Source organism: Streptomyces sp. SX-6 (assembly GCF_059089585.1).
Window position 1 is genome coordinate 64,579 of sequence record NZ_JBTHHU010000024.1, and the last position, 19,545, is coordinate 84,123.

Here is a 19,545-nt window from a genome sequence, read left to right on the forward strand (position 1 = left end):
CGCAGTTCCCCGCGCCCCTTCGGGACGCGGTACCGCACCGGACTTCAACAAGCCCGCTCAGCGGGCTCAGGGCTTCGTACGGCCCGGGTCCCACATCGGACCCCACGGTCCTTCCAGGGGCTCGTGCTCCACCCGGTTCCCCCGGCGGTTGTTGCGGTCCCGGCGGTCGCGCTGCGGCCAGAACAGGACGTACACCGTCGTCACGGCGACGAAGACCAGACGGATCAGGCCCCGCGTGGAGTCGTCGTGCACGATGAACACGCTGCCGTAGAGGACGGCCAGCGCCAGCCAGCTCCACAGCGGCACCAGGCGCCGCTGGCCGCACACGTCCCACAGCAGGGTGCCCAGCAGTACGGACGCCGTGTAGTAGGTGTAGACGCTGGGGTCCAGGACGATACGGGCGTTGGCGCCCAGCAGTACCACTGCCGCCCATCTGCCGCGCCATACCGCGATCGCGCCCAGCGTCAGGCCGACCGCGGCCTGCGCGGGGCGGGCCCAGTCGGGCGTCACCGGGGTGTTGCCGCCGAGCCAACGCAGCGCCGACGCCGGGCTGTTGGGGATGGTGAACTTCGCGGCGGCGAAGGAGTGCACGTCCATGAGGAAGAACGGCAGCCAGGCGACCGCCACCAGGCCCGCGCACCACAGCCCGGCGCGCACCCACCGGTCCTTCGGCAGGGCGAGCAGCAGCGGCAGGAAGGCGAGGGCGGTCGGTTTGGAGTCCAGGGCGAGCGCCATGCAGATGCCGGTGGCCGCCGCGTTGTTGCGCGTCAGGTAATAGACGGCCAGGGCGGTGAAGAACAGCGCGAGGACGTCGTCGAGATGCGCGAAGCGGACCGAGACCTCGATCCACATGGGGATGAAGGCCAGGCCCGCGATGAGGACGCGCTGCCGCAGCTTCTGGTGGTTGGTACCGGTGCCCAGGAGGTGCATGGCCGCGCTGCGGCCGGCCAGCACCACGATCACCAGGCCCAGGGCGGACATCAGCGCCTCGGCCATGACCTGGCCGACCACGGCGGGGAACGGGTTGAAGAGCCCCGCCATCAGGAAGCTGACCGGGCCCATCTGCAACTCGGGGTGGCGGGCGTAGAGGTTGAGGCCGCCGTCGTCCGACGAGCCGCCGTTGTAGATGAGTTCGCCGCCGGTGCGCAGATAGTGCCAGGAGAACCCACCGCTGGGCTCGACCACGAGGAACCAGAGAACGGCCCACGCGGTGAGCAACAGCAGATGGGTCCTATTGCTCAGTACCGGTATCCGCACAACGCTCCGTTCCACAGCCCGGAGCCCTGCCGGCTCCGGGCACACCTGTCACCGGCGGTGAGAGGGTGGAACGCTATCCGGGGTTGCCTGCGTCTGCTGTGACTCAGGCCTCATCTGCCGTGGCTCAGGCCTCGATTGCGACAGGGCCGGACTCGACCTTCTCGGCGTTGCGGCGGGTCTTGGCCCAGCCGTTGCGGCCGCGCAGCATCCGGACGAAACCGCGGGCGGACACCGGGAAGAGGTGGTACGCGTACAGCCACAGCGCCAGCCCCCACAGCAGCGCGGTGAGCAGCGAGCGGTCGGTCGCACGGTCGCGGCGGTAGATCGGGCCCCACAGCACGAACGGCATGACGGAGACTACGGCCAGGCCCAGGATGAGCGGCCAGAGGGCGATCATCCCACCGAAGGCGGAACCGACGCCGTCCTCGGCGGCGGCCAGGCCGAGGTACACGAACATCACTGCGCACAGCGCGAGCGTGACCAGGTGGGCGACGGGCTGGAGGAAGGTGTACAGCGTCTCGAGGACACCCTTGCCGCTGTAGTGGCGCGAGGAGATGATGCGCGGCGCGTAGCGGACGCACTGGAGGTTGCCCTGCGCCCAGCGGGTGCGCTGGGTGAAGAACCGGCGGCCGTGCGGCAGGCCCTCCTGGGAGACCCAGGTGTCGGCTATGTGGGATATGCGGTCACCGCTGAGGATCATGTGCAGGCCGAGCTCGTAGTCCTCCAGCAGCGCGCCGTGCTTCCACGGGCGGCGCTCCTGCTCCGCGATGCGGTCGAGGGCGGAGAGACGGGTGAACTGGCCGTTGCCGCCGAGGCCGACGGAACCGGTGCGGCCGCGCAGCAGCTGCATACCGGCGTTGGAGACGGAGAACTCCATGTCCTGCATGCGCACCAGCAGCCGGGCGAACGCATTGCGGGCGCGGCCGCGGTCGGGCAGCGGGCGCTCGTCCTCGGTGTTGCGCATACGGACGCTGACCTGGACGCCACCGGTCTCGGGGTCGCCGAAGCCGGCCGGGCCGCTGACGATGTTGAGGGCGTTGGGGTCGAGCTGGCCGTCGGCGTCGATGACGCAGACGACGACGCGCTCGCGGTCGGTGTCCTTGGACAGGAACTGGTTCAGCTCGTCGTACGCGGCGTTGAGCGCGGCGCCCTTGCCCTGGCGGGCGTTGGGGCGGTGACGGCGCACGAGGTGCACACGGCGGTCGTCCTCGGCGAGCTCGGCGACGATCGCGCCGGTGCGGTCCTCGCTGTCGTCGTCGATCACCCACACATGGGCGCGCGGGTGGTCGGCGCGCAGGCGGCCGACGGTGGTGGCGACCACGGCCTCCTCGTCACGGCAGGGAACGAAGAAGTGCCAGTCGAGGGCGCCGGGGTCGCCGGTGACGACCTCGGGGCGGCGCGTGTAGGCGTGGCGGGCGCCGGCCCAGTAGAGGAGGAAACAGGCGAGGAGGAAGAAGGGGAAGGCGAGCAGGAGGGGGCTGGAGAACATGCGGAAGTACCTGGGGGGTTGGGGGAGTTTCCGGGGGCGGGCGCGGGGCGGCGGTTGCGCGCGAAGGCGGTTATGCGGCGAGGCGCACGGGCACGGAAACCTCGGCGATGCGGGCCAGCAGGGCCGTGATCCGCTCCGAGGCGAGGCCGTCGCCGAACGGGCTCGGCAGCGCGGCGAGACGGCGGAGCCCCTCGGAGCCCTCCGCCAGCCGCTTGCGGGCGAGCTCGCCGATGCGCCGGCCGGGCTCGACGAGGTCGGCGAAGTCGGCCATGGCCTCGGGGCGTTCGGTGGAGCGGCGTACGACCACCAGCGGGCGGCCGAGGACGGTGACCTCCTCCTGCACGCCGCCGGAGTCGGAGACGATCAGCGCGGCGTGCCGGGCCACCGCGAGGAACTCGGCGTAGCCGAGGGGCGCGGTCACCACGAGCGGGGCGAGCAGCTCCGCCAGCCCGGCGGAGGCGATGCGGGCCCGGGTGCGCGGGTGCAGGGGGAGCAGGACGGGGGTGCCGTCGCCCGCGATGCCGGCCAGCTCGGTGAGCACGGCGCGCAGGGCCTCGGGGTCGTCCGTGTTCTCGGGCCGGTGGACGGTGGCCAGAACGTAGGAGTCGGCGGTCAGCCCGTGCCGCTCCAGGAGCGCGGCGCGCTCGGCGGCGCCGGGGAGCTGGTTGCGTACGGCCTCGACGACGGTGTTGCCGGTGACGGCGATACGGGCGTCGTCGATCCCCTCGGCGAGCAGGTTGGCGCGGTTGTCCTCGGTGGCGGCGCACAGCACGTCGGCGATGCGGTCGATGAGGACGCGGTTGTGCTCCTCGGGCATGTTGCGGTCGTGGCTGCGCAGACCGGCCTCGACGTGCAGCAGCGGGATGCCGCGGGCGTTGGCGGCCAGCGCACCGGCGAGGGCGGCGTTGGTGTCGCCCTGCACGACGACGGCCAGCGGCGGCTCGGCCGTGAACAGCTCGTCGAGCTGGGCGAGCGCGGCGGAGATCTGCACGGCGCGCGGCTGCCCGCCGACACCGGTGAGGAACGTGGGCTCGGGCAGCCCCAGCTCGGTCAGGAAGCGGCCGGACAGCTCCTCGTCGTAGTGCTGACCGGTGTGCACCAGGTGGGCGGCGGGGCCCAGCAGGCGGACGAGGTCGGTGAGCTTGACGAGCTCGGGGCGGGTACCGAGGACGACAGCGACGCTACGGGAGGGGAGAGACATGGGGGTGCTCCTGCTGGGGCTGACGGCGGGGACAGCACCAGACAGTGCGGGGGGTCGGTTGTCCGTGCGGATGGAGTTCGGTTGCGGGACGGTTGCGGATCGCTGCGCGGGGGGTGCGGGGGACTTTGGTCCCGGCCGTCCGGCCCGGGGCAACGCGGCTCCGCCGCGTTGGTCCTCAATCGCCGGACGGGCTGGAACCCTCCACCCGGTACCGGTACCCCAGCCCCCGCACCGCCTCCAGCGGATCCGCCGCCTCGTCCCCCGCCGCCTGCCGCAGCTTCCGCCGCAGCCTCAGCACCGCGAACTTCACCCGCTCCCGCCCCGTGCCCTCCTGGTCGTCCCACACCCGGTCGAGCAACTGGTCGGTCGTGATCACCCGCCCCCGGTTGCGGACGAGCACCTGGAGCAGCCGGTACTCGATGTCGCTGAGCCGGGCCTCCTGCCCCTGCCACACCGCCGAGCGGCGTTCGGGGACGAGCCGCAGCCCGTCGTCGAAGGAGTCCCCGGCCCAGCGGCCGGGCGCGCTGCGGCGCAGCAGGGCCTCGACGCGGGCGAGCAACTCGTCGTTGCCGAAGGGCTTGGGCAGGTAGTCGTCGGCCCCGGAGCGCAGCCCCCGCACCCGGTCGCTCTCGGCGCCGCGCGCGGTGAGCAGCAGGACGGGCAGGTCGCTGAGGTCCCGGGTGCGTTCGAGCACCTCCCAGCCGTCGAGCTCGGGCAGGCCGATGTCGAGGATCAGCAGGCCGGGCCGTTCGGCGAAGAGCAGGCGCAGCGCCTCGCGGCCGTCGTCGGCGTGGACGACCTCGTGGCCGGCCCGGGTGAGCAGGGTGCGCAGGGCGAGGGCGAGGTCGGCGTCGTCCTCGACGACGAGGACGCGCGTCATGGCACGTCCTCCTCGGGCGGCGGGGAAGGCGGGCCCGCGACGGGCAGGAGGATGGTGAAGACGGCACCCTCCCCCTCGACGCCACCGGCGGTGAGCGTGCCGCCGTGCAGCTCGACGAGCATGCGGCCTATGGCCAGCCCGAGCCCGGTCCCGGGGTAGCCGCCCGCGCGGGCGTTCGCGGCGCGTACGAAGCCGGTGAAGATGCCCTCGCGGGCGTCCTCGGGGATGCCGATGCCGGTGTCGGCGACCTCGATCGTCCAGTGCGCGCCGTGCGCCGCGGCGGTGACGGTGATCCGGCCGTCGGGCGGGGTGAATTTGGCGGCGTTCTCGAGCAGGTTGCCCAGGACGTGCTGGAGGCGGTGCCGGTCGCCGCGCAGGGCGGGGCCGGGCGCGCAGTCCAGGACGGTGAAGACGATCGGCCGGCGGGCGGCGGTCAGGAAGTCCAGGACGGCGTCCTGGAGCATGGCGGGCACGTCGACGGCCCCGAACTCCAGCTCGGGCGTGGTGGCCCGCATATGGGTGGTGAACAGCAGGTCGGATATCACCCGCTGCATGCGCTCGCCGTTGCGGCGGATGGCCTCGACGAAGGCGCGCTGCTCCGAGGTGAGGGCGCCGAACGCCGGGTCGGTGAGGAGCTCGCCGAAGCTGATGACGGTGGTGAGGGGGGTGCGCAGCTCGTGCGAGGCGGCCGCCGTGAAGGCGTTGCGCTGCCGGGCGAGCTCGGTGAGGGCGCGGTTGTCCCGCTCGAGGTCGTGCTCGCGCCGTTTCTGCTCGGTGATGTCGGTGAACGTCCACAGCGCGCCCAGGTAGGTGCCGCCGTGGCGGAGGGGCTCGACGCGGCGGCGTATGGTGCGCCCGTCGGCGAGGGGGATCTCGGCGACGCGGTGGACATGGGGCCGGGCGGGTTCCCCGCCGAAGGCCCGTACGAGCGGCACGAGCGGGACGAGCGGCCGCATGGGGGCGCCGGGGGAGAGGTCCGCCCGGCCCTCGAGGCCGAACATGCGGATGAATTGCCGGTTGACCGCCACTATCTCGTCGGCGGGGCTCTGCAGGAGCGCGCCGGCGGGCAGTGCCTCCAGGACCGCTTGGAGCCGGTCCCGGTCCTCGGAGCCCATGGAAAAACCGTATGCCAAAGCAGAGGGACGTGCTCCTTGCCCTGTGTGTCGTACCCGCTCCGTAGACTGGACGGCGTGAGCGAGCGCCCCCAGAACAACGACGACGACAGCACCGAGAATCCCGAGAACCCCGAGGACCGTTTCGACGAGATCGTGGACGCGGAAGCCGACCGCGACCCTGACCTCGCCGTGATCGAGGCAGGCAGCCGTACGCTGCGCACCCAGGCCGGGCCGCCGCAGGGCGACGCCGTGCCGGCCCGCCCCGCGGACCCGGAGGTCGACCGCGCGCTGCGCGAGGTGGAGGCCGAGCTGGCGGGGCGCTGGGGCGAGACCAAGCTCGACCCCTCGCTCGTGCGCATCCGCAAGCTCATGGACATCCTGGGCGAGCCGGAGCGCGCGTACCCCTCGATCCACATCACCGGCACCAACGGCAAGACCAGCACCGCCCGCATGATCGAGGCGCTGCTGCTCGCCTTCGACCTGCGCACCGGCCGCTACACCAGCCCGCACGTGCAGTCGGTCACCGAGCGCATCAGCCTGGACGGCGCGCCGATCAGTGCCGAGCGCTTCATCGAGACCTACCGCGACATCGAGCCGTATGTGCGGATGGTCGACGAGCGCGAGGAGTTCCGGCTCTCGTTCTTCGAGGTGCTCACCGGCATGGCCTTCGCGGCCTTCGCGGACGCCCCGGTCGACGTGGCGGTCGTCGAGGTCGGCATGGGCGGCACCTGGGACGCGACGAATGTCGTCGACGGCACGGTCGCGGTCGTCACGCCGATAGCGCTCGATCACACCGACCGGCTCGGCGAGACGCCCGGCGAGATCGCCGCCGAGAAGGCGGGGATCGTCAAGCAGGACGCCACGGTCGTGCTGGCGCAGCAGCCGGTGGACGCCGCACAGGTGCTCCTCAAGCGCGCGGTCGAGGTCGATGCGACGGTCGCCCGCGAGGGCATGGAGTTCGGCGTCGTCGCCCGCGAGGTCGCGGTCGGCGGCCAGCTGCTGACCCTGCGCGGGCTCGGCGGCGAATACCCCGGGATCTTCCTCCCGCTGCACGGCGCGCACCAGGCGCACAACGCGGCGGTGGCGCTCGCGGCGGTCGAGGCGTTCTTCGGCATCGGCTCGCAGCACGCCCGCACGCTGGATCTCGACGTCGTGCGCCGGGCCTTCGCCTCGGTCACCTCGCCGGGGCGCATGGAGGTCGTGCGCAGCAGCCCCACGGTCGTGCTGGACGCCGCGCACAACCCCGCGGGCGCGCGGGCGGCCGCCGAGGCCGTCACCGAGTCCTTCGGCTTCAGCCGGCTGATCGGCGTGGTCTCCACCAGTGCCGACAAGGATGTCCGGGGCCTGCTCGAGGCGTTCGAGCCGGTCTTCGCCGAGGTCGTCGTGACCAGCAACTCCACCCACCGCTCCATGGACGCCGACGAGCTGGCCGCGCTGGCGGTCGAGGTGTTCGGCGCCGAGCGGGTGCAGGTCGAACCGCGGCTGGACGACGCCCTCGAGGCGGCGATCACCCTTGCCGAAGAAGAGGGTGAGTTCGCGGGCGCCGGCGTGCTGGTGACCGGCTCGGTGTACACGGTGGGCGAGGCCCGGCTGCTGCTGGGAAGGAGTTGACATGCGGACGCTCTGCGCGAGCACTCTGATCGGTGAATTCTTCGTGATCGGCTTCGCCGGTCTGGTCGCGATGAAGATGACGGACCTGTCCACGGGCACGGTCTGGGCGGTCAGCGGCACGGCCATGGTGCTGAGCGTGCTGCTGTGCGGCATGATCGGCCGGCCCGGCGGGGTCCAGCTGGGCTGGGCGCTGCAGATCGGTCTGCTGGCGAGCGGCTTCGTCATCCCGACGATGTTCATCCTCGGCGCGGTCTTCGGCGGCTTGTGGTGGGCGTCTGTCCACTACGGCCGCAAGATCGACGAGGCGAAGGCCCGCTGGGCGGCCGCGGCGGAGGCCGCGGCAGAGGCCGCATAGGTCCAGGCCAGGTCCGGGGTGTCACCCCGGTGGGGTGCCCCTGTACCCTCTGGGCCACCACACTCGATCGCCCCGCAAGGAGCCGCAGTATGAGCCAGCGCACCCTCGTCCTCCTCAAGCCGGACGCCGTCCGGCGCGGGCTGGTCGGCGAGATCATCGGCCGCCTCGAGCGCAAGGCGGGCTGGGTGATCACCGCGCTGGAGCTGCGCACCCTGGACCGGGCGACCCTGGAACAGCACTACGCCGAGCACGTCGGCCGTGAGTTCTACGAGCCCCTGATGGGCTTCATGTCCTCCGGCCCCGTCGTGGCCATGGTGGTCGAGGGCGAGCGGGTCATCGAGGGTGTACGGGCGCTGGCCGGGCCGACCGACCCCATCTCGGCCGCCCCGGGTTCCATCCGTGGTGACTTCGGCACCATCACGCGCGAGAACCTCATCCACGCCTCGGACTCCGAGGAGTCCGCCGAGCGAGAAATCAAGATTTTCTTTCCGGGCCTCGCCTGATACTTGATCAGGCGCACGCCCATTGTGATCAGGGGCGACCGATTTTCCTTTCGGTCGCCCTCTGACATATGCGTGCCGAACGGGGGAACCTCTCACTCCGACACGACGTCACCATTACAGGGGAGGACTTGCGTTCCGCCGACAATGGCGGAGCATGTCGCGCCGCCTTGACCCGGTCGCGACTACGATGAAGTTTCCGCGCACCGCAGCGCACCACCTGCCGACCTCAAGTAAGCAATCGCTCCAGTTGGGAAGGCCAGACGTATCCTCATGGGGAACAACATGTCGTTCATCGGCCGTGACATGGCTGTCGACCTCGGGACCGCCAACACGCTGGTGTACGTCAGAGGTCGCGGGATCGTACTCAACGAACCGTCAGTAGTCGCCATCAATACCAACACCGGCGGCATCCTGGCAGTGGGTGCCGAGGCGAAGAAGATGATCGGCCGCACCCCGGGGAACATCGTCGCGGTCCGGCCTCTGAAGGACGGCGTGATCGCCGACTTCGAGATCACCGAGCGCATGCTGCGCTACTTCATCCTCAAAATCCACAAGCGCCGCTGGATGGCCCGCCCGCGTGTCGTCGTCTGCGTGCCCTCCGGCATCACCGGCGTCGAGCGCCGTGCCGTCATCGAGGCGTCCACGCAGGCCGGTGCCCGCCAGGTGCACATCATCGAGGAGCCGATGGCCGCCGCGATCGGCTCGGGCCTGCCGGTCCACGAGGCCACCGGCAACATGGTCGTCGACATCGGCGGCGGCACCACCGAGGTCGCCGTGATCTCGCTGGGCGGCATCGTCACCGCGCAGTCCATCCGCGTCGCGGGCGACGAGCTGGACAACGCGATCATCCAGCACATCAAGAAGGAATACAGCCTCCTGCTGGGCGAGCGCACCGCCGAACAGATCAAGATCACCATTGGCTCGGCGTACGACCTGGAGCAGGACGAGCACACCGAGATCCGCGGCCGTGACCTGGTCAGCGGTCTGCCGAAGACGGTGGTCATCTCGGCCGCCGAGGTCCGCAAGGCCATCGAGGAGCCCGTCAACTCCATTGTCGACGCGGTCAAGACCACGCTCGACAAGTGCCCGCCCGAGCTCTCCGGTGACGTCATGGACCGGGGCATCGTGCTCACCGGCGGCGGCGCCCTGCTGCGCGGCCTCGACGAGCGGCTGCGCCGCGAGACCGGCATGCCGATCCATATCGCCGAGGACCCGCTGGACTCCGTGGCGCTCGGCTCCGGCAAGTGTGTCGAGGAATTCGAGGCGTTGCAGCAGGTGCTGGACGCCCAGCCCCGTCGTTGATGGTGCGTTGATGGTGGGTGGCCGGATCAGGCCCGAACAACCTGATATACAGGCACAACGCTGCCGATGACCGGCTCGGGCCCGCAGTCGGGGCCGGTCCGACGAGAAGGGCATGCCGCCGCACGTGAGGGACACACGAGAGAGTCGGCTGCTGTTGGTTCTACTGGTCGCCGTCGCGTTCGCGTTGATCACGATCGACATTCGCGGCGGCGAGCAGTCCCCCCTGGACGGTGTCCGGCACGGCGCCGCCTCGGCGTTCGGCCCGGTGGAGAAGGGCGTCGCCGCGGCCGTCGACCCGGTGGCGAACGCCGTCGCCGCCATCCGGGACTCCGGTGACCGCAGCAAGAGGATCACCGACCTCGAGCGCGAGAACACCGAGCTCAAGCAGCGGCTCGGCAGCGACGACCGCAACCGCGCCCGGGTCCGTGAGCTCGACAGCATGCTCAAGACCGGGGGCCGAGGCCAGTACGGCATCAAGGCCGCCCAGGTCATCGCCATAGGAGCGGCCCAGGGCTTCTCCTGGACCGTCACCATCGACGCCGGCAGCAACGACGGCATCCGGCGCGACATGACCGTGCTCAACGGCGACGGCCTCGTCGGCCGGGTGACCACCGTCGCACCGTCCACCGCCACCGTGCTGCTGGCCAGCGACCCCAAGTTCACCGTCGGCACCCGGCTCGAGAAGAGCGGCGAGATCGGCTTCGCGGGCGGCCAGGGCGACAGCACCCTGCGCGTGGAACTCCTCAACGGCAAGGCGGCCGTTCACCGCGGCGACCGGCTCGTCACCTTCGGCTCCAGCAAGGACAAGCCGTTCGTGCCCGGCGTCCCCGTCGGCGAGGTCGTCCGTGTCGAACCGGCCGGCGGCAGCCTCACCCGCACCCTCCAGGTCCGTCCCTTCGTCGGCTTCAGCAAGCTCGACCTCGTCGGCGTCGTCGTCCAGCCGCCCCGCGCGGACCCCCGGGACTCGGTACTGCCGCCCAAGCCGGAAGCGCCCAAACCGACGCCCACGGTGACCGTCACGGCCACACCCTCAGCGAGCGCCAACCCCAGCCCCAGGGACTGAACCGATGCCGATGCGCCTCAACCGGATTCTGCTCTCCACCGCGCTCGTGGTGATCGCCCTCGTGCTGCAGGTCTGCGTCTTCGCCCGGCTCCATCTGCCCGGCGCCGTCCCCGACCTGCTGCTGCTCGTCGTCGTCGCCCTCGGCCTCGTCTACGGGCACGCCGGCGGCTGCCTCGTCGGCTTCGGCGCGGGCCTCCTCGCCGACCTCGCCCCGCCCGCCGACCACGCCGCCGGGCGCTACGCACTGGTGCTGTGCGTCGTCGGCTACGCGGTCGGCCTGGCCCGCCCGGAGACCGGGCGGCTGCGGTCGGCCACGGTCCCGATGCTCGTCGTCGTGGCCGCGGCCATCGCCTCGACGCTGCTGTACGCCGGGGTCGGCTCGCTCGTCGGCGACACCGCCGCCCGCCATGTCGGCCTGACCGGGCTGCTGTTCACCGCCACGCTCTACGACCTGCTGCTCGCGCCCTTCACCGTGCCACTGATCATGGCGCTCGCCCGCAAGGGCGAGAGCGACCAGCTCACCGGTGACGGCGCCCCCGTCACCGGCGGCGACGGCTCGTACGGCTGGCTCTCGAGCGTCAGCCTCCGCGGCAGCCGGACGAGCCGCCTCGGCGGCGGCCAGCGCGGGGGGCTGCTGGTGCGGGGGACGAGCCGGAGGGCCTGGGGCAAGGGGGGCAAGCGGCTATGAGCAACATCCCGGAGACCGGACGGACTTCGCGGGTCAGTATCCGGCTCATCGTCATCCAGATCCTCGTCGTCTCCCTGCTCGTCACCCTCGGCGGCCGGCTCTGGTACCTCCAGATCCGCAACGGCGACCAGTACACCGCCGAGGCCGCCAACAACCACATCCAGCAGGTCATCGCCCCCGCCACCCGCGGATCGATCCTCGACGCCCGCGGGGTGCCGCTCGCCGACAACCAGACCCGGCTCGTCGTCTCCGCCAACCGCACCGACCTGATGAAGATGCGCGACAAGGGCAAGGGCGTCATCGGCCGGCTCTCCGCCGTCCTCGGCCTGAAGCCCCGGGACGTCGCGGACAAGGTCCGGCTGTGCGACGCCAAGACGCCCAAGCCCTGCTGGGCCGGCTCGCCCTACCAGCCCATCCCCATCACCGACGAGGCCACCACCCAGCAGGCCCTGCAGATCCGCGAGCGCGCCGAGGAGTTCCCCGGCATCACCGCCGAGCCCATGGCCGTACGCCGCTACGGCGCACCGGGCGGCGCCAACGCGGCCCAGGTGCTGGGCTATCTGTCGCCCGTCACCAACGACGAGATGACCAAGTCCAAGGAGTCCGAGACCCCGCTCGTCCGCTCCGACCAGGTCGGCCGCTCGGGGCTCGAGCGGCAGTACGACACCCAGCTGCGCGGCAAGGCCGGGATCACCCGCTACGAGGTCGACAACCTCGGCCGCGTCATCGGCAAGGCCAAGAGCGACAAGGCCGAGCCCGGCGCCAACATCGTCACCAGCATCGACGCCCGCGTGCAGGCCATAGCGGAACGGGAGCTGGACCAGGCGATGAAGGACGCCCGCCAGGAGTACGACCACAACACCGGCGAGAAGTACAAGGCCGACGCCGGTGCCGTGGTCGTCATGGAGTCGAGGACGGGCCGTGTCGTGGCCATGGCCTCCAACCCCACCTACGACCCCAACGTCTGGGTGGGCGGCATCTCCGGCAAGGACTACCAGAACCTCACCGGCAACGACTCCGACTACCCGCTGCTCAACCGGGCCATCCAGGGTCAGTCCGCGCCCGGTTCGGTGTTCAAGGTCATCTCGGCCACCGCGTCCGTCAACGCCGGCTACGGCTTCAACGACAACTACAACTGCTCCAGCTCGTACAGCATCGGCCGGCAGACCTTCGCCAACTACGAGTCCAAGGGCTACGGCCCCATCAACATCGGCCGCGCGCTCGAGGTCTCCTGCGACACCGTCTTCTACGACCTCGCGTACCGCCAGTGGCAGAAGGACGGGGGCAACAACCCCAAGAACCCGGCGGACTGGTTCTACAAGACGGCCCACCAGTTCGGTCTCGGCAAGGAGACCGGCATCGACCTCCCGAACGAGGTGCGCGGCCGCGTCCCCGACCGCGACTGGAAGAAGCGTTACTGGGAGGCCAACAAGGACGCCTGGTGCAAGCAGGGCAACAGCCCCAAGGACTACGCGGGCCAGATCGCCAAGGAGAACTGCGAGTCCTTCGCCCGGATGCGCGCCGGTGACTCCGTCAACTACTCCATCGGCCAGGGCGACACCCTCGTCACCCCCATCCAGATGGCCACCATCTACGCCGCCGTCAGCAACGGCGGCACGCTCTGGAATCCCACCATCGGCAAGGCGGTCGTCAGCCCCGACGGCAAGGACGTCCGGGAGATCAAGCCGGCCGCGCACGGCAGGCTGCCGTTCAAGGGCAACACCCGCAACCAGATCGACGCCGCCCTCGCCGGCGTGGCCACCGAGGGAACGGCCGCCTGGCGGTTCGGCGGCTGGCCGCAGAAGGAGATCCCGATGCACGCCAAGACCGGCACCGCCGAGGTCGCCGGCAAGCAGACGACCTCCTGGTTCGCGACGTACACCAAGGACTACACGGTCATCATGACGATCTCCCAGGGCGGCACCGGCTCCGGTGCCTCCGGCCCTGCGGTGCGCAACATCTACAACGCCCTCTACGGTGTCGACGGCAATGGCAAGATCGACGAGAAGAAGGCGCTGCTGTCCCACCCCGAGGCCGGGCTGCCGAAGATCGACAAGGACGGCAGCATCCAGGCCCAGCACGTCGACCCGCCGCCGTCCCCGTCCGCGAGCCCGTCCCGCAAGGAGGACGAGTGAGCGGCGCACGCACGGCCGCCGGGCTGCAGACGAAAGCGATAGCCGCACCTCTGCGCCGTGCGGGCGGAGAAGCGAACAGAGGGAGGGGGCGCGTCGTTGCTCCTATACGGCGCTTCGCTCCCGGACGCTCCGGCCGGGAGCGGCTCGCCGGCCGCGACTCCGTCCTGTGGCGGCTCGACTGGCCGATGCTGCTCGCCGCTCTCGCGCTCTCGGTCATCAGCACCCTGCTCGTCTACTCGGCGACCCGGGGACGCCACCAGCTCACCCACGGGGACCCGCACTACTTCCTGCTCCGCAACATCCTCAACACCGGCATCGGCGTCGCCCTCGCCGCCGGGGTGATCTGGGCCGGACACCGGGCGCTGCGCGGGGCCGTACCGGTGCTCTACGCCCTGTCCGTCCTGGCCACCGCCTCCGTGCTCACCCCGCTCGGGGCGACGATCAACGGTGCCCGGTCCTGGATCCAGCTCGGCGCCGGCTTCTCGATCCAGCCCTCCGAATTCACCAAGATCACCATCATCCTGGGCATGGCGATGCTGCTCGCCCGGCAGGTCGACGCGGGGGACCGGGACCGTCCCGGTCACCGCAGCGTCCTGCAGGCCCTCGGTGTCGCAGGCCTGCCGGTCCTGGTCATCCTGCTGATGCCCGACCTCGGCTCGGTCATGGTCCTGGTGGTGATCGTCCTCGCCGTCCTGCTGGCCTCCGGCGCCTCGAACCGCTGGATCGCCGGCCTGGCCGGGGCCGGGGTGCTCGGCTGCGTCCTCATCTGGCAGCTCGGGATCCTCGACGAGTACCAGATCAATCGTTTCGCCGCCTTCGCCGACCCGTCCTTCGACCCGATGGGCATCGGCTACAACACCATGCAGGCCCGCATCGCCATCGGCTCCGGCGGCCTGACCGGCGCGGGCCTCTTCCACGGGCCGCAGACCATCGGCCAGTTCGTACCGGAGCAGCAGACCGACTTCGTCTTCACCGTCGCGGGCGAGGAGCTCGGCTTCGTCGGCGCGGGCGCCATCATCCTGCTGGTCGGGGTGGTGCTGTGGCGCGGGTGCCGGATCGCCCGGGAGGCGACCGACCTGTACGGGACGATCGTGGCCGCCGGGATCATCGCCTGGTTCGCCTTCCAGTCCTTCGAGAACATCGGCATGACGCTCGGCATCATGCCGGTCACCGGACTGCCGCTGCCCTTCGTCTCCTACGGCGGCTCGTCGATGTTCGCCGCCTGGATCGCCGTGGGGCTGCTCCAGGCGATCAGGACCCAACGTCCGCTCGTGGCGGCATAGGGTCTGCCGTCCCGCTCGTTCGCCGACTAGATTCGGCGACATGGCGGACACCGTGCGAGAGATCGAGCGGAAGTACGAATCCGGCGATGAACCGGGCGCGGCCCGGCTCCCCGACCTGAGCAAGGCCGCGCCCGTCGCGAGCGTCACCGACCGGGGCACGGCCGAACTGGACGCCGTCTACTACGACACCGCCGACCACCGGCTCCTCGCCGCCGGCATCACCCTGCGCCGCCGCACCGGTGGCGACGACGCCGGGTGGCACCTCAAGCTCCCCGTCGCCCCCGGGGTACGGGACGAGATCCGCGCCCCGCTCTCCGCCCGCGTCCCGCGCGCCCTCGCGGCGCTCGTCCGCTCCCGGACCCGGGACACGGCGCTGCTGCCGGTCGTACGGATCGCCACCCGGCGCCGCGTACAGCACCTGCTCGACGACCGGGGCGCCCTGCTCGCCGAGGCCTCGGCGGACGACGTCACCGCCACCCGCCTGCACGGCGAAGAGGGTACGGTCCGCTGGACGGAGGTCGAGGTCGAGCTGGCCCGGGACTCCGGCCCCGAGCTGTTCGACGCCCTCGAACCCCGCCTGCGCAAGGCGGGGTTGAGGCCCGCCGCATGGCCCTCCAAGCTCGCTCGCGCGCTGGAACGGCACGAGGAGCCACCGCGCAAGCGCAAGGGCAGGCCCACCGCGGGGGACTGCGTCCTCGCATACGTCCGCGAACAGGCCGAGGCCATCGCCGCCCTCGACCCCGGGGCCCGCCGCGGCACCGAGGACGCCGTGCACCAGATGCGCGTCGCCACCCGGCGGCTGCGCGGCGCCTTCCGCTCGTACGGCAAGGTCCTCGACCGGCGGGCCACCGACCCGCTCGGCGAGGACCTCAAGTGGCTCGCCGCCGAGCTGGGCGTCGACCGCGACCGCGAGGTGCTCGCCGACCGGCTGCGCGAGCGGCTCGGCGAGGTGCCGCGCACCCTGGTCCGCGGGCCCGTCCGCGCCCGGCTGCGCTCCTGGTCGAGCGGCCGCCGCGGGGCGTCGCGGCGGCGCGTGGCCGCCGTCCTCGACAGCAAGCGCTACCTCGCGCTGCTCGATGCCCTCGACACCCTCCTCGCCGACCCGCCGCTGGGGCCCGCCGCCGCGCGCCCGCCCCGGCCGGTGCTGGCCAAGGCCGTGCTGCGCGACTACGGCCGCCTCGCCGCCCGCGTCGAGCACGCCCTCGCGGCGGACCCGGGCACCGGGCGGGACACCGCCCTCCACGAGGCCCGCAAGGCCGCCAAGCGTGCCCGCTACGCGGCGGAGGCCGCGACCCCGGCCCTGGGCCGGGACGCGGGCCGCTTCGCCCGTCAGATGAAGGCCGTACAGACCCTGCTCGGCGACCACCAGGACAGCGTCATGGCCCGCGGCGCCCTCCGGGGCCTCGAGGCCGAGGCCCACGCCGCGGGGGAGCCGGGCTTCACGTACGGGCTGCTGTACGGCCGCGAGGAGCAGCGCGCCGCCGACGACGAGCGGGCGCTGCCCGGGGTGTGGGGCGAGGCGTCCGCACGGCGGTGGCGGGAGGGCCTGGGGGCGTGACCCGAATGGGCCCTTCGCGGGCGGGTTACCCTTGAGGGTCACCCCTGTCCGCTCATGAGAGACATTCGCGAATGCCTGTCGAGTCGGTCGAGTCGGTCTTCCCACGCTTGGAAGCCCTTCTTCCGCACGTTCAGAAGCCGATCCAGTACGTCGGTGGCGAGCTGAACTCCACCGTCAAGCCTTGGGAAAGCACTGACGTCCGCTGGGCGCTCATGTACCCCGACGCCTACGAGGTCGGTCTGCCCAACCAGGGCGTCATGATCCTTTACGAGGTCCTCAACGAGCAGGAGGGCGTCCTCGCCGAGCGCACGTACAGCGTGTGGCCGGACCTCGAGAAGCTGATGCGCGAGCACGACGTGCCGCAATTCACCGTGGACGCGCACAGGCCGGTCAAGGCCTTCGACGTCTTCGGCCTGAGCTTCTCCACCGAGCTCGGCTACACCAACATGCTCACGGCCCTGGACCTGTCCGGCATCCCGCTGGAGGCCAAGGACCGCGGCATCGACGACCCGGTCGTCCTGGCCGGCGGGCACGCCGCGTTCAACCCCGAGCCCATCGCCGACTTCATCGACTGCGCCGTCATCGGCGACGGCGAGCAGGCTGTGCTGGAGATCACGAAGATCGTCCGCGCCTGGAAGCAGGAGGGCCGCCCGGGCGGGCGCGACGAGCTGCTCTTCCGCCTGGCGAAGACGGGCGGGGTGTACGTCCCCAAGTTCTACGACGTGGAGTACCTGGCCGACGGCCGGATCGGCCGCGTCGTGCCCAACCGCTCCGGCGTGCCGTGGCGCGTGTCCAAGCACACCGTCATGGACCTCGACGAGTGGCCCTACCCCAAGCAGCCGCTGGTCCCGCTCGCGGAGACCGTGCACGAGCGGATGTCCGTCGAGATCTTCCGCGGCTGCACGCGTGGCTGCCGCTTCTGCCAGGCGGGCATGATCACCCGCCCGGTGCGTGAGCGCAGCATCACCGGTATCGGCGAGATGGTGGACAAGGGCCTGAAGGCGACCGGCTTCGAAGAGGTCGGCCTGCTCTCCCTCTCGTCCGCCGACCACACCGAGATCGGCGACGTCGCCAAGGGCCTGGCCGACCGCTACGAGGACGACAAGATCGGCCTCTCCCTGCCGTCGACCCGCGTCGACGCGTTCAACGTCGACCTGGCCAACGAGCTGACCCGCAACGGCCGTCGCTCCGGTCTGACCTTCGCCCCCGAGGGCGGCTCCGAGCGCATGCGCAAGGTCATCAACAAGATGGTCTCGGAAGAGGACCTCATCCGGACCGTCGCGACCGCGTACGGCAACGGCTGGCGCCAGGTGAAGCTGTACTTCATGTGCGGCCTGCCCACCGAGACCGACGAGGACGTCCTCCAGATCGGCGACATGGCGGTCAACGTGATCGCCAAGGGCCGTGAGGTGTCGAAGTCCAACGACATCCGCTGCACCGTGTCCATCGGCGGCTTCGTGCCCAAGCCGCACACGCCGTTCCAGTGGGCCCCGCAGCTCTCCGCCGAGGAGACCGACGCCCGGCTGCAGAAGCTGCGCGACAAGATCCGCGGCGACAAGAAGTACGGCCGCTCCATCGGCTTCCGCTACCACGACGGCAAGCCCGGCATCGTCGAGGGCCTCCTCTCGCGCGGCGACCGCCGCGTGGGCGCGGTCATCCGCGCCGTGTACGAGTCCGGCGGCCGCTTCGACGGCTGGCGCGAGCACTTCAGCTACGACCAGTGGATGAAGAGCGCGGAGGAGACGCTGCCGCCGCAGGGCGTGGACGTCGACTGGTACACGACGCGTGAGCGCACGTACGAGGAGGTCCTGCCCTGGGACCACCTGGACTCCGGTCTCGACAAGGACTGGCTCTGGGAGGACTGGCAGGACGCCCTCGACGAGACCGAGGTCGAGGACTGCCGCTGGTCGCCGTGCTTCGACTGCGGGGTCTGCCCGCAGATGGACACCTCCATCCAGATCGGCCCCACGGGCAAGAAGCTTCTGCCGCTTTCCGTGGTCAAGTAGGACCGTGGGGGGGGGGGGGGGGGTGTTTCCCCCCCCCCCCCCCCCCCTCCCCCCCCCGGGAGCGCTCCCCCACGCGGCACGTACTCTAGGTAGCAGTACGACCGCTCTCACGAAGGAACAGGACACTGGGCAAGCGACAGCCCGAAGGCCCGCCGCCCGCACCCGCGGTGCAGCGCATTCGTCTGCGCTACACCAAGCGCGGCCGCCTCCGGTTCACCAGCCACCGCGATTTCCAGCGCGCCTTCGAGCGGGCGCTGCGCCGCGCCGAGGTGCCGATGGCGTACTCGGCGGGTTTCACCCCGCACCCCAAGGTCTCCTACGCCAATGCCGCACCCACCGGCACGGGCAGCGAGGCCGAGTACCTGGAGATCCAGCTCGCCGAGACGCGCGACCCCGCGCGGCTGCGGGAGCTGCTCGACGAGTCGCTGCCCGACGGGCTCGACATCGTCGACGCGGTGGAGGCCCACACCTCCTCCTTCGCCGACCGGCTGCAGGCTTCCGTGTGGGAGCTGCGACTGGACGGCGTCGAGGAGGCGGAAGCCGGGCGGGCCGTGGCGGCGTTCATGGCGGCGGAGACCGTGGAGGTCCAGCGCGCCACGAAAAACGGGTTGCGGACCTTCGACGCGCGTGCCGCGGTGTGCCGACTCGAGGCCCTGGACGCCTCGGCCGATAGGCCGGGCGACGGAGCCTGTGCGATACTGCGGCTGGTTGTTCGGCATGTGACACCTGCCGTTCGACCCGACGACGTCCTGTCCGGTCTCCGCGCCACGGCCGACCTGGCGCCGCCGGTCCCCGCAGCGGTGACCAGGCTGGCGCAGGGGCTGCTCGATGAGGAGTCCGGGACTGTGACCGATCCGCTCGTGCCCGACCGCGACGCTGCCGCAGCCGTTTCATCGACGGCCGCCGCCGGTGCGGTCACGGTGCCGGATGGACCGGCGTAAGGACGGCCGTCGCGCGCTGCCGCCGAACCAGGGAGCCACCCGGGTCCGGCAGACGCATTGACCAGCAGACTTTCGCCGGTCCCGACGACTCGGATCCGGCGAGCGAGACGACAGCTCCCGTGCGGCGACCGCGCCCCGGACGACGGCCCGCGCTCATC

Annotated in this window: 16 protein-coding genes; 11 read left to right on the forward strand and 5 right to left on the reverse strand. The window is 71.3% G+C overall.

The window, feature by feature from the left end:
* Positions 1-66: 66 nt before the first annotated feature.
* From ACV530_RS25435 to ACV530_RS25455, 5 genes are all read right to left on the reverse strand, one after another.
* Positions 67-1,251, reverse strand: coding sequence for a hypothetical protein (locus tag ACV530_RS25435; protein ID WP_494334965.1), 1,185 nt, complete (start codon positions 1,249-1,251; stop codon positions 67-69).
* Positions 1,252-1,381: 130 nt separating this feature from the next.
* A complete protein-coding gene (locus ACV530_RS25440; protein WP_494334916.1) occupies positions 1,382-2,746 on the reverse strand; it encodes an XrtP-associated glycosyltransferase in 1,365 nt (454 codons plus the stop codon).
* A gap of 70 nt (positions 2,747-2,816) precedes the next feature.
* The gene (gene wecB, locus ACV530_RS25445) at positions 2,817-3,947 is read right to left on the reverse strand and encodes a non-hydrolyzing UDP-N-acetylglucosamine 2-epimerase (protein WP_494334915.1); all 1,131 of its coding nucleotides are present in this window, start codon (positions 3,945-3,947) and stop codon (positions 2,817-2,819) included.
* 175 nt (positions 3,948-4,122) lie between these two features.
* On the reverse strand, positions 4,123-4,827 hold the full coding sequence (locus ACV530_RS25450; protein ID WP_494334914.1) for a response regulator transcription factor: 705 nt from the start codon (positions 4,825-4,827) through the stop codon (positions 4,123-4,125).
* Positions 4,824-5,942, reverse strand: a complete 1,119-nt coding sequence (locus ACV530_RS25455; RefSeq protein ID WP_494334913.1) for a PAS domain-containing sensor histidine kinase — start codon at positions 5,940-5,942, stop codon at positions 4,824-4,826. The genes ACV530_RS25450 and ACV530_RS25455 overlap by 4 nt, the downstream gene beginning before the upstream one ends.
* Before the next feature lie 75 nt (positions 5,943-6,017).
* On the opposite strand from ACV530_RS25455, the gene folC reads away from it, so the two are divergent.
* The 11 genes from folC (at position 6,018) to ACV530_RS25510 (ending at position 19,387) form a co-directional block, all read left to right on the forward strand.
* A complete protein-coding gene (folC, locus tag ACV530_RS25460) occupies positions 6,018-7,553 on the forward strand; it encodes a bifunctional tetrahydrofolate synthase/dihydrofolate synthase (RefSeq protein ID WP_494334912.1) in 1,536 nt (511 codons plus the stop codon).
* Between the two features lies 1 nt (position 7,554).
* Entirely contained in the window at positions 7,555-7,908 is a 354-nt protein-coding gene (locus ACV530_RS25465; RefSeq protein WP_494334911.1) for a DUF4233 domain-containing protein, read from the forward strand.
* A gap of 89 nt (positions 7,909-7,997) precedes the next feature.
* Positions 7,998-8,411, forward strand: coding sequence for a nucleoside-diphosphate kinase (gene ndk, locus ACV530_RS25470; RefSeq protein WP_494334910.1), 414 nt, complete (start codon positions 7,998-8,000; stop codon positions 8,409-8,411).
* A 282-nt stretch (positions 8,412-8,693) separates the two neighbouring features.
* Entirely contained in the window at positions 8,694-9,713 is a 1,020-nt protein-coding gene (locus ACV530_RS25475) for a rod shape-determining protein (protein WP_004950903.1), read from the forward strand.
* A 124-nt stretch (positions 9,714-9,837) separates the two neighbouring features.
* Entirely contained in the window at positions 9,838-10,776 is a 939-nt protein-coding gene (mreC, locus tag ACV530_RS25480; RefSeq protein WP_494334909.1) for a rod shape-determining protein MreC, read from the forward strand.
* Positions 10,777-10,786: 10 nt separating this feature from the next.
* On the forward strand, positions 10,787-11,464 hold the full coding sequence (gene mreD / locus ACV530_RS25485; protein WP_494334964.1) for a rod shape-determining protein MreD: 678 nt from the start codon (positions 10,787-10,789) through the stop codon (positions 11,462-11,464).
* Positions 11,461-13,599, forward strand: a complete 2,139-nt coding sequence (gene mrdA / locus ACV530_RS25490) for a penicillin-binding protein 2 (protein ID WP_494334908.1) — start codon at positions 11,461-11,463, stop codon at positions 13,597-13,599. The genes mreD and mrdA overlap by 4 nt, the downstream gene beginning before the upstream one ends.
* 104 nt (positions 13,600-13,703) lie before the next feature.
* Complete coding sequence (gene rodA / locus ACV530_RS25495; RefSeq protein ID WP_494334963.1) at positions 13,704-14,882, forward strand: rod shape-determining protein RodA; 1,179 nt, start codon at positions 13,704-13,706, stop codon at positions 14,880-14,882.
* Positions 14,883-14,922: 40 nt separating this feature from the next.
* Complete coding sequence (locus ACV530_RS25500; protein WP_494334907.1) at positions 14,923-16,440, forward strand: CYTH and CHAD domain-containing protein; 1,518 nt, start codon at positions 14,923-14,925, stop codon at positions 16,438-16,440.
* Between the two features lie 71 nt (positions 16,441-16,511).
* Entirely contained in the window at positions 16,512-18,446 is a 1,935-nt protein-coding gene (locus tag ACV530_RS25505) for a TIGR03960 family B12-binding radical SAM protein (RefSeq protein ID WP_494334906.1), read from the forward strand.
* Between the two features lie 167 nt (positions 18,447-18,613).
* Positions 18,614-19,387: a TIGR03936 family radical SAM-associated protein gene (locus tag ACV530_RS25510; RefSeq protein ID WP_494334938.1), complete on the forward strand. Its 774-nt coding sequence runs from the start codon at positions 18,614-18,616 to the stop codon at positions 19,385-19,387.
* The last annotated feature ends 158 nt before the right edge of the window (positions 19,388-19,545 follow it).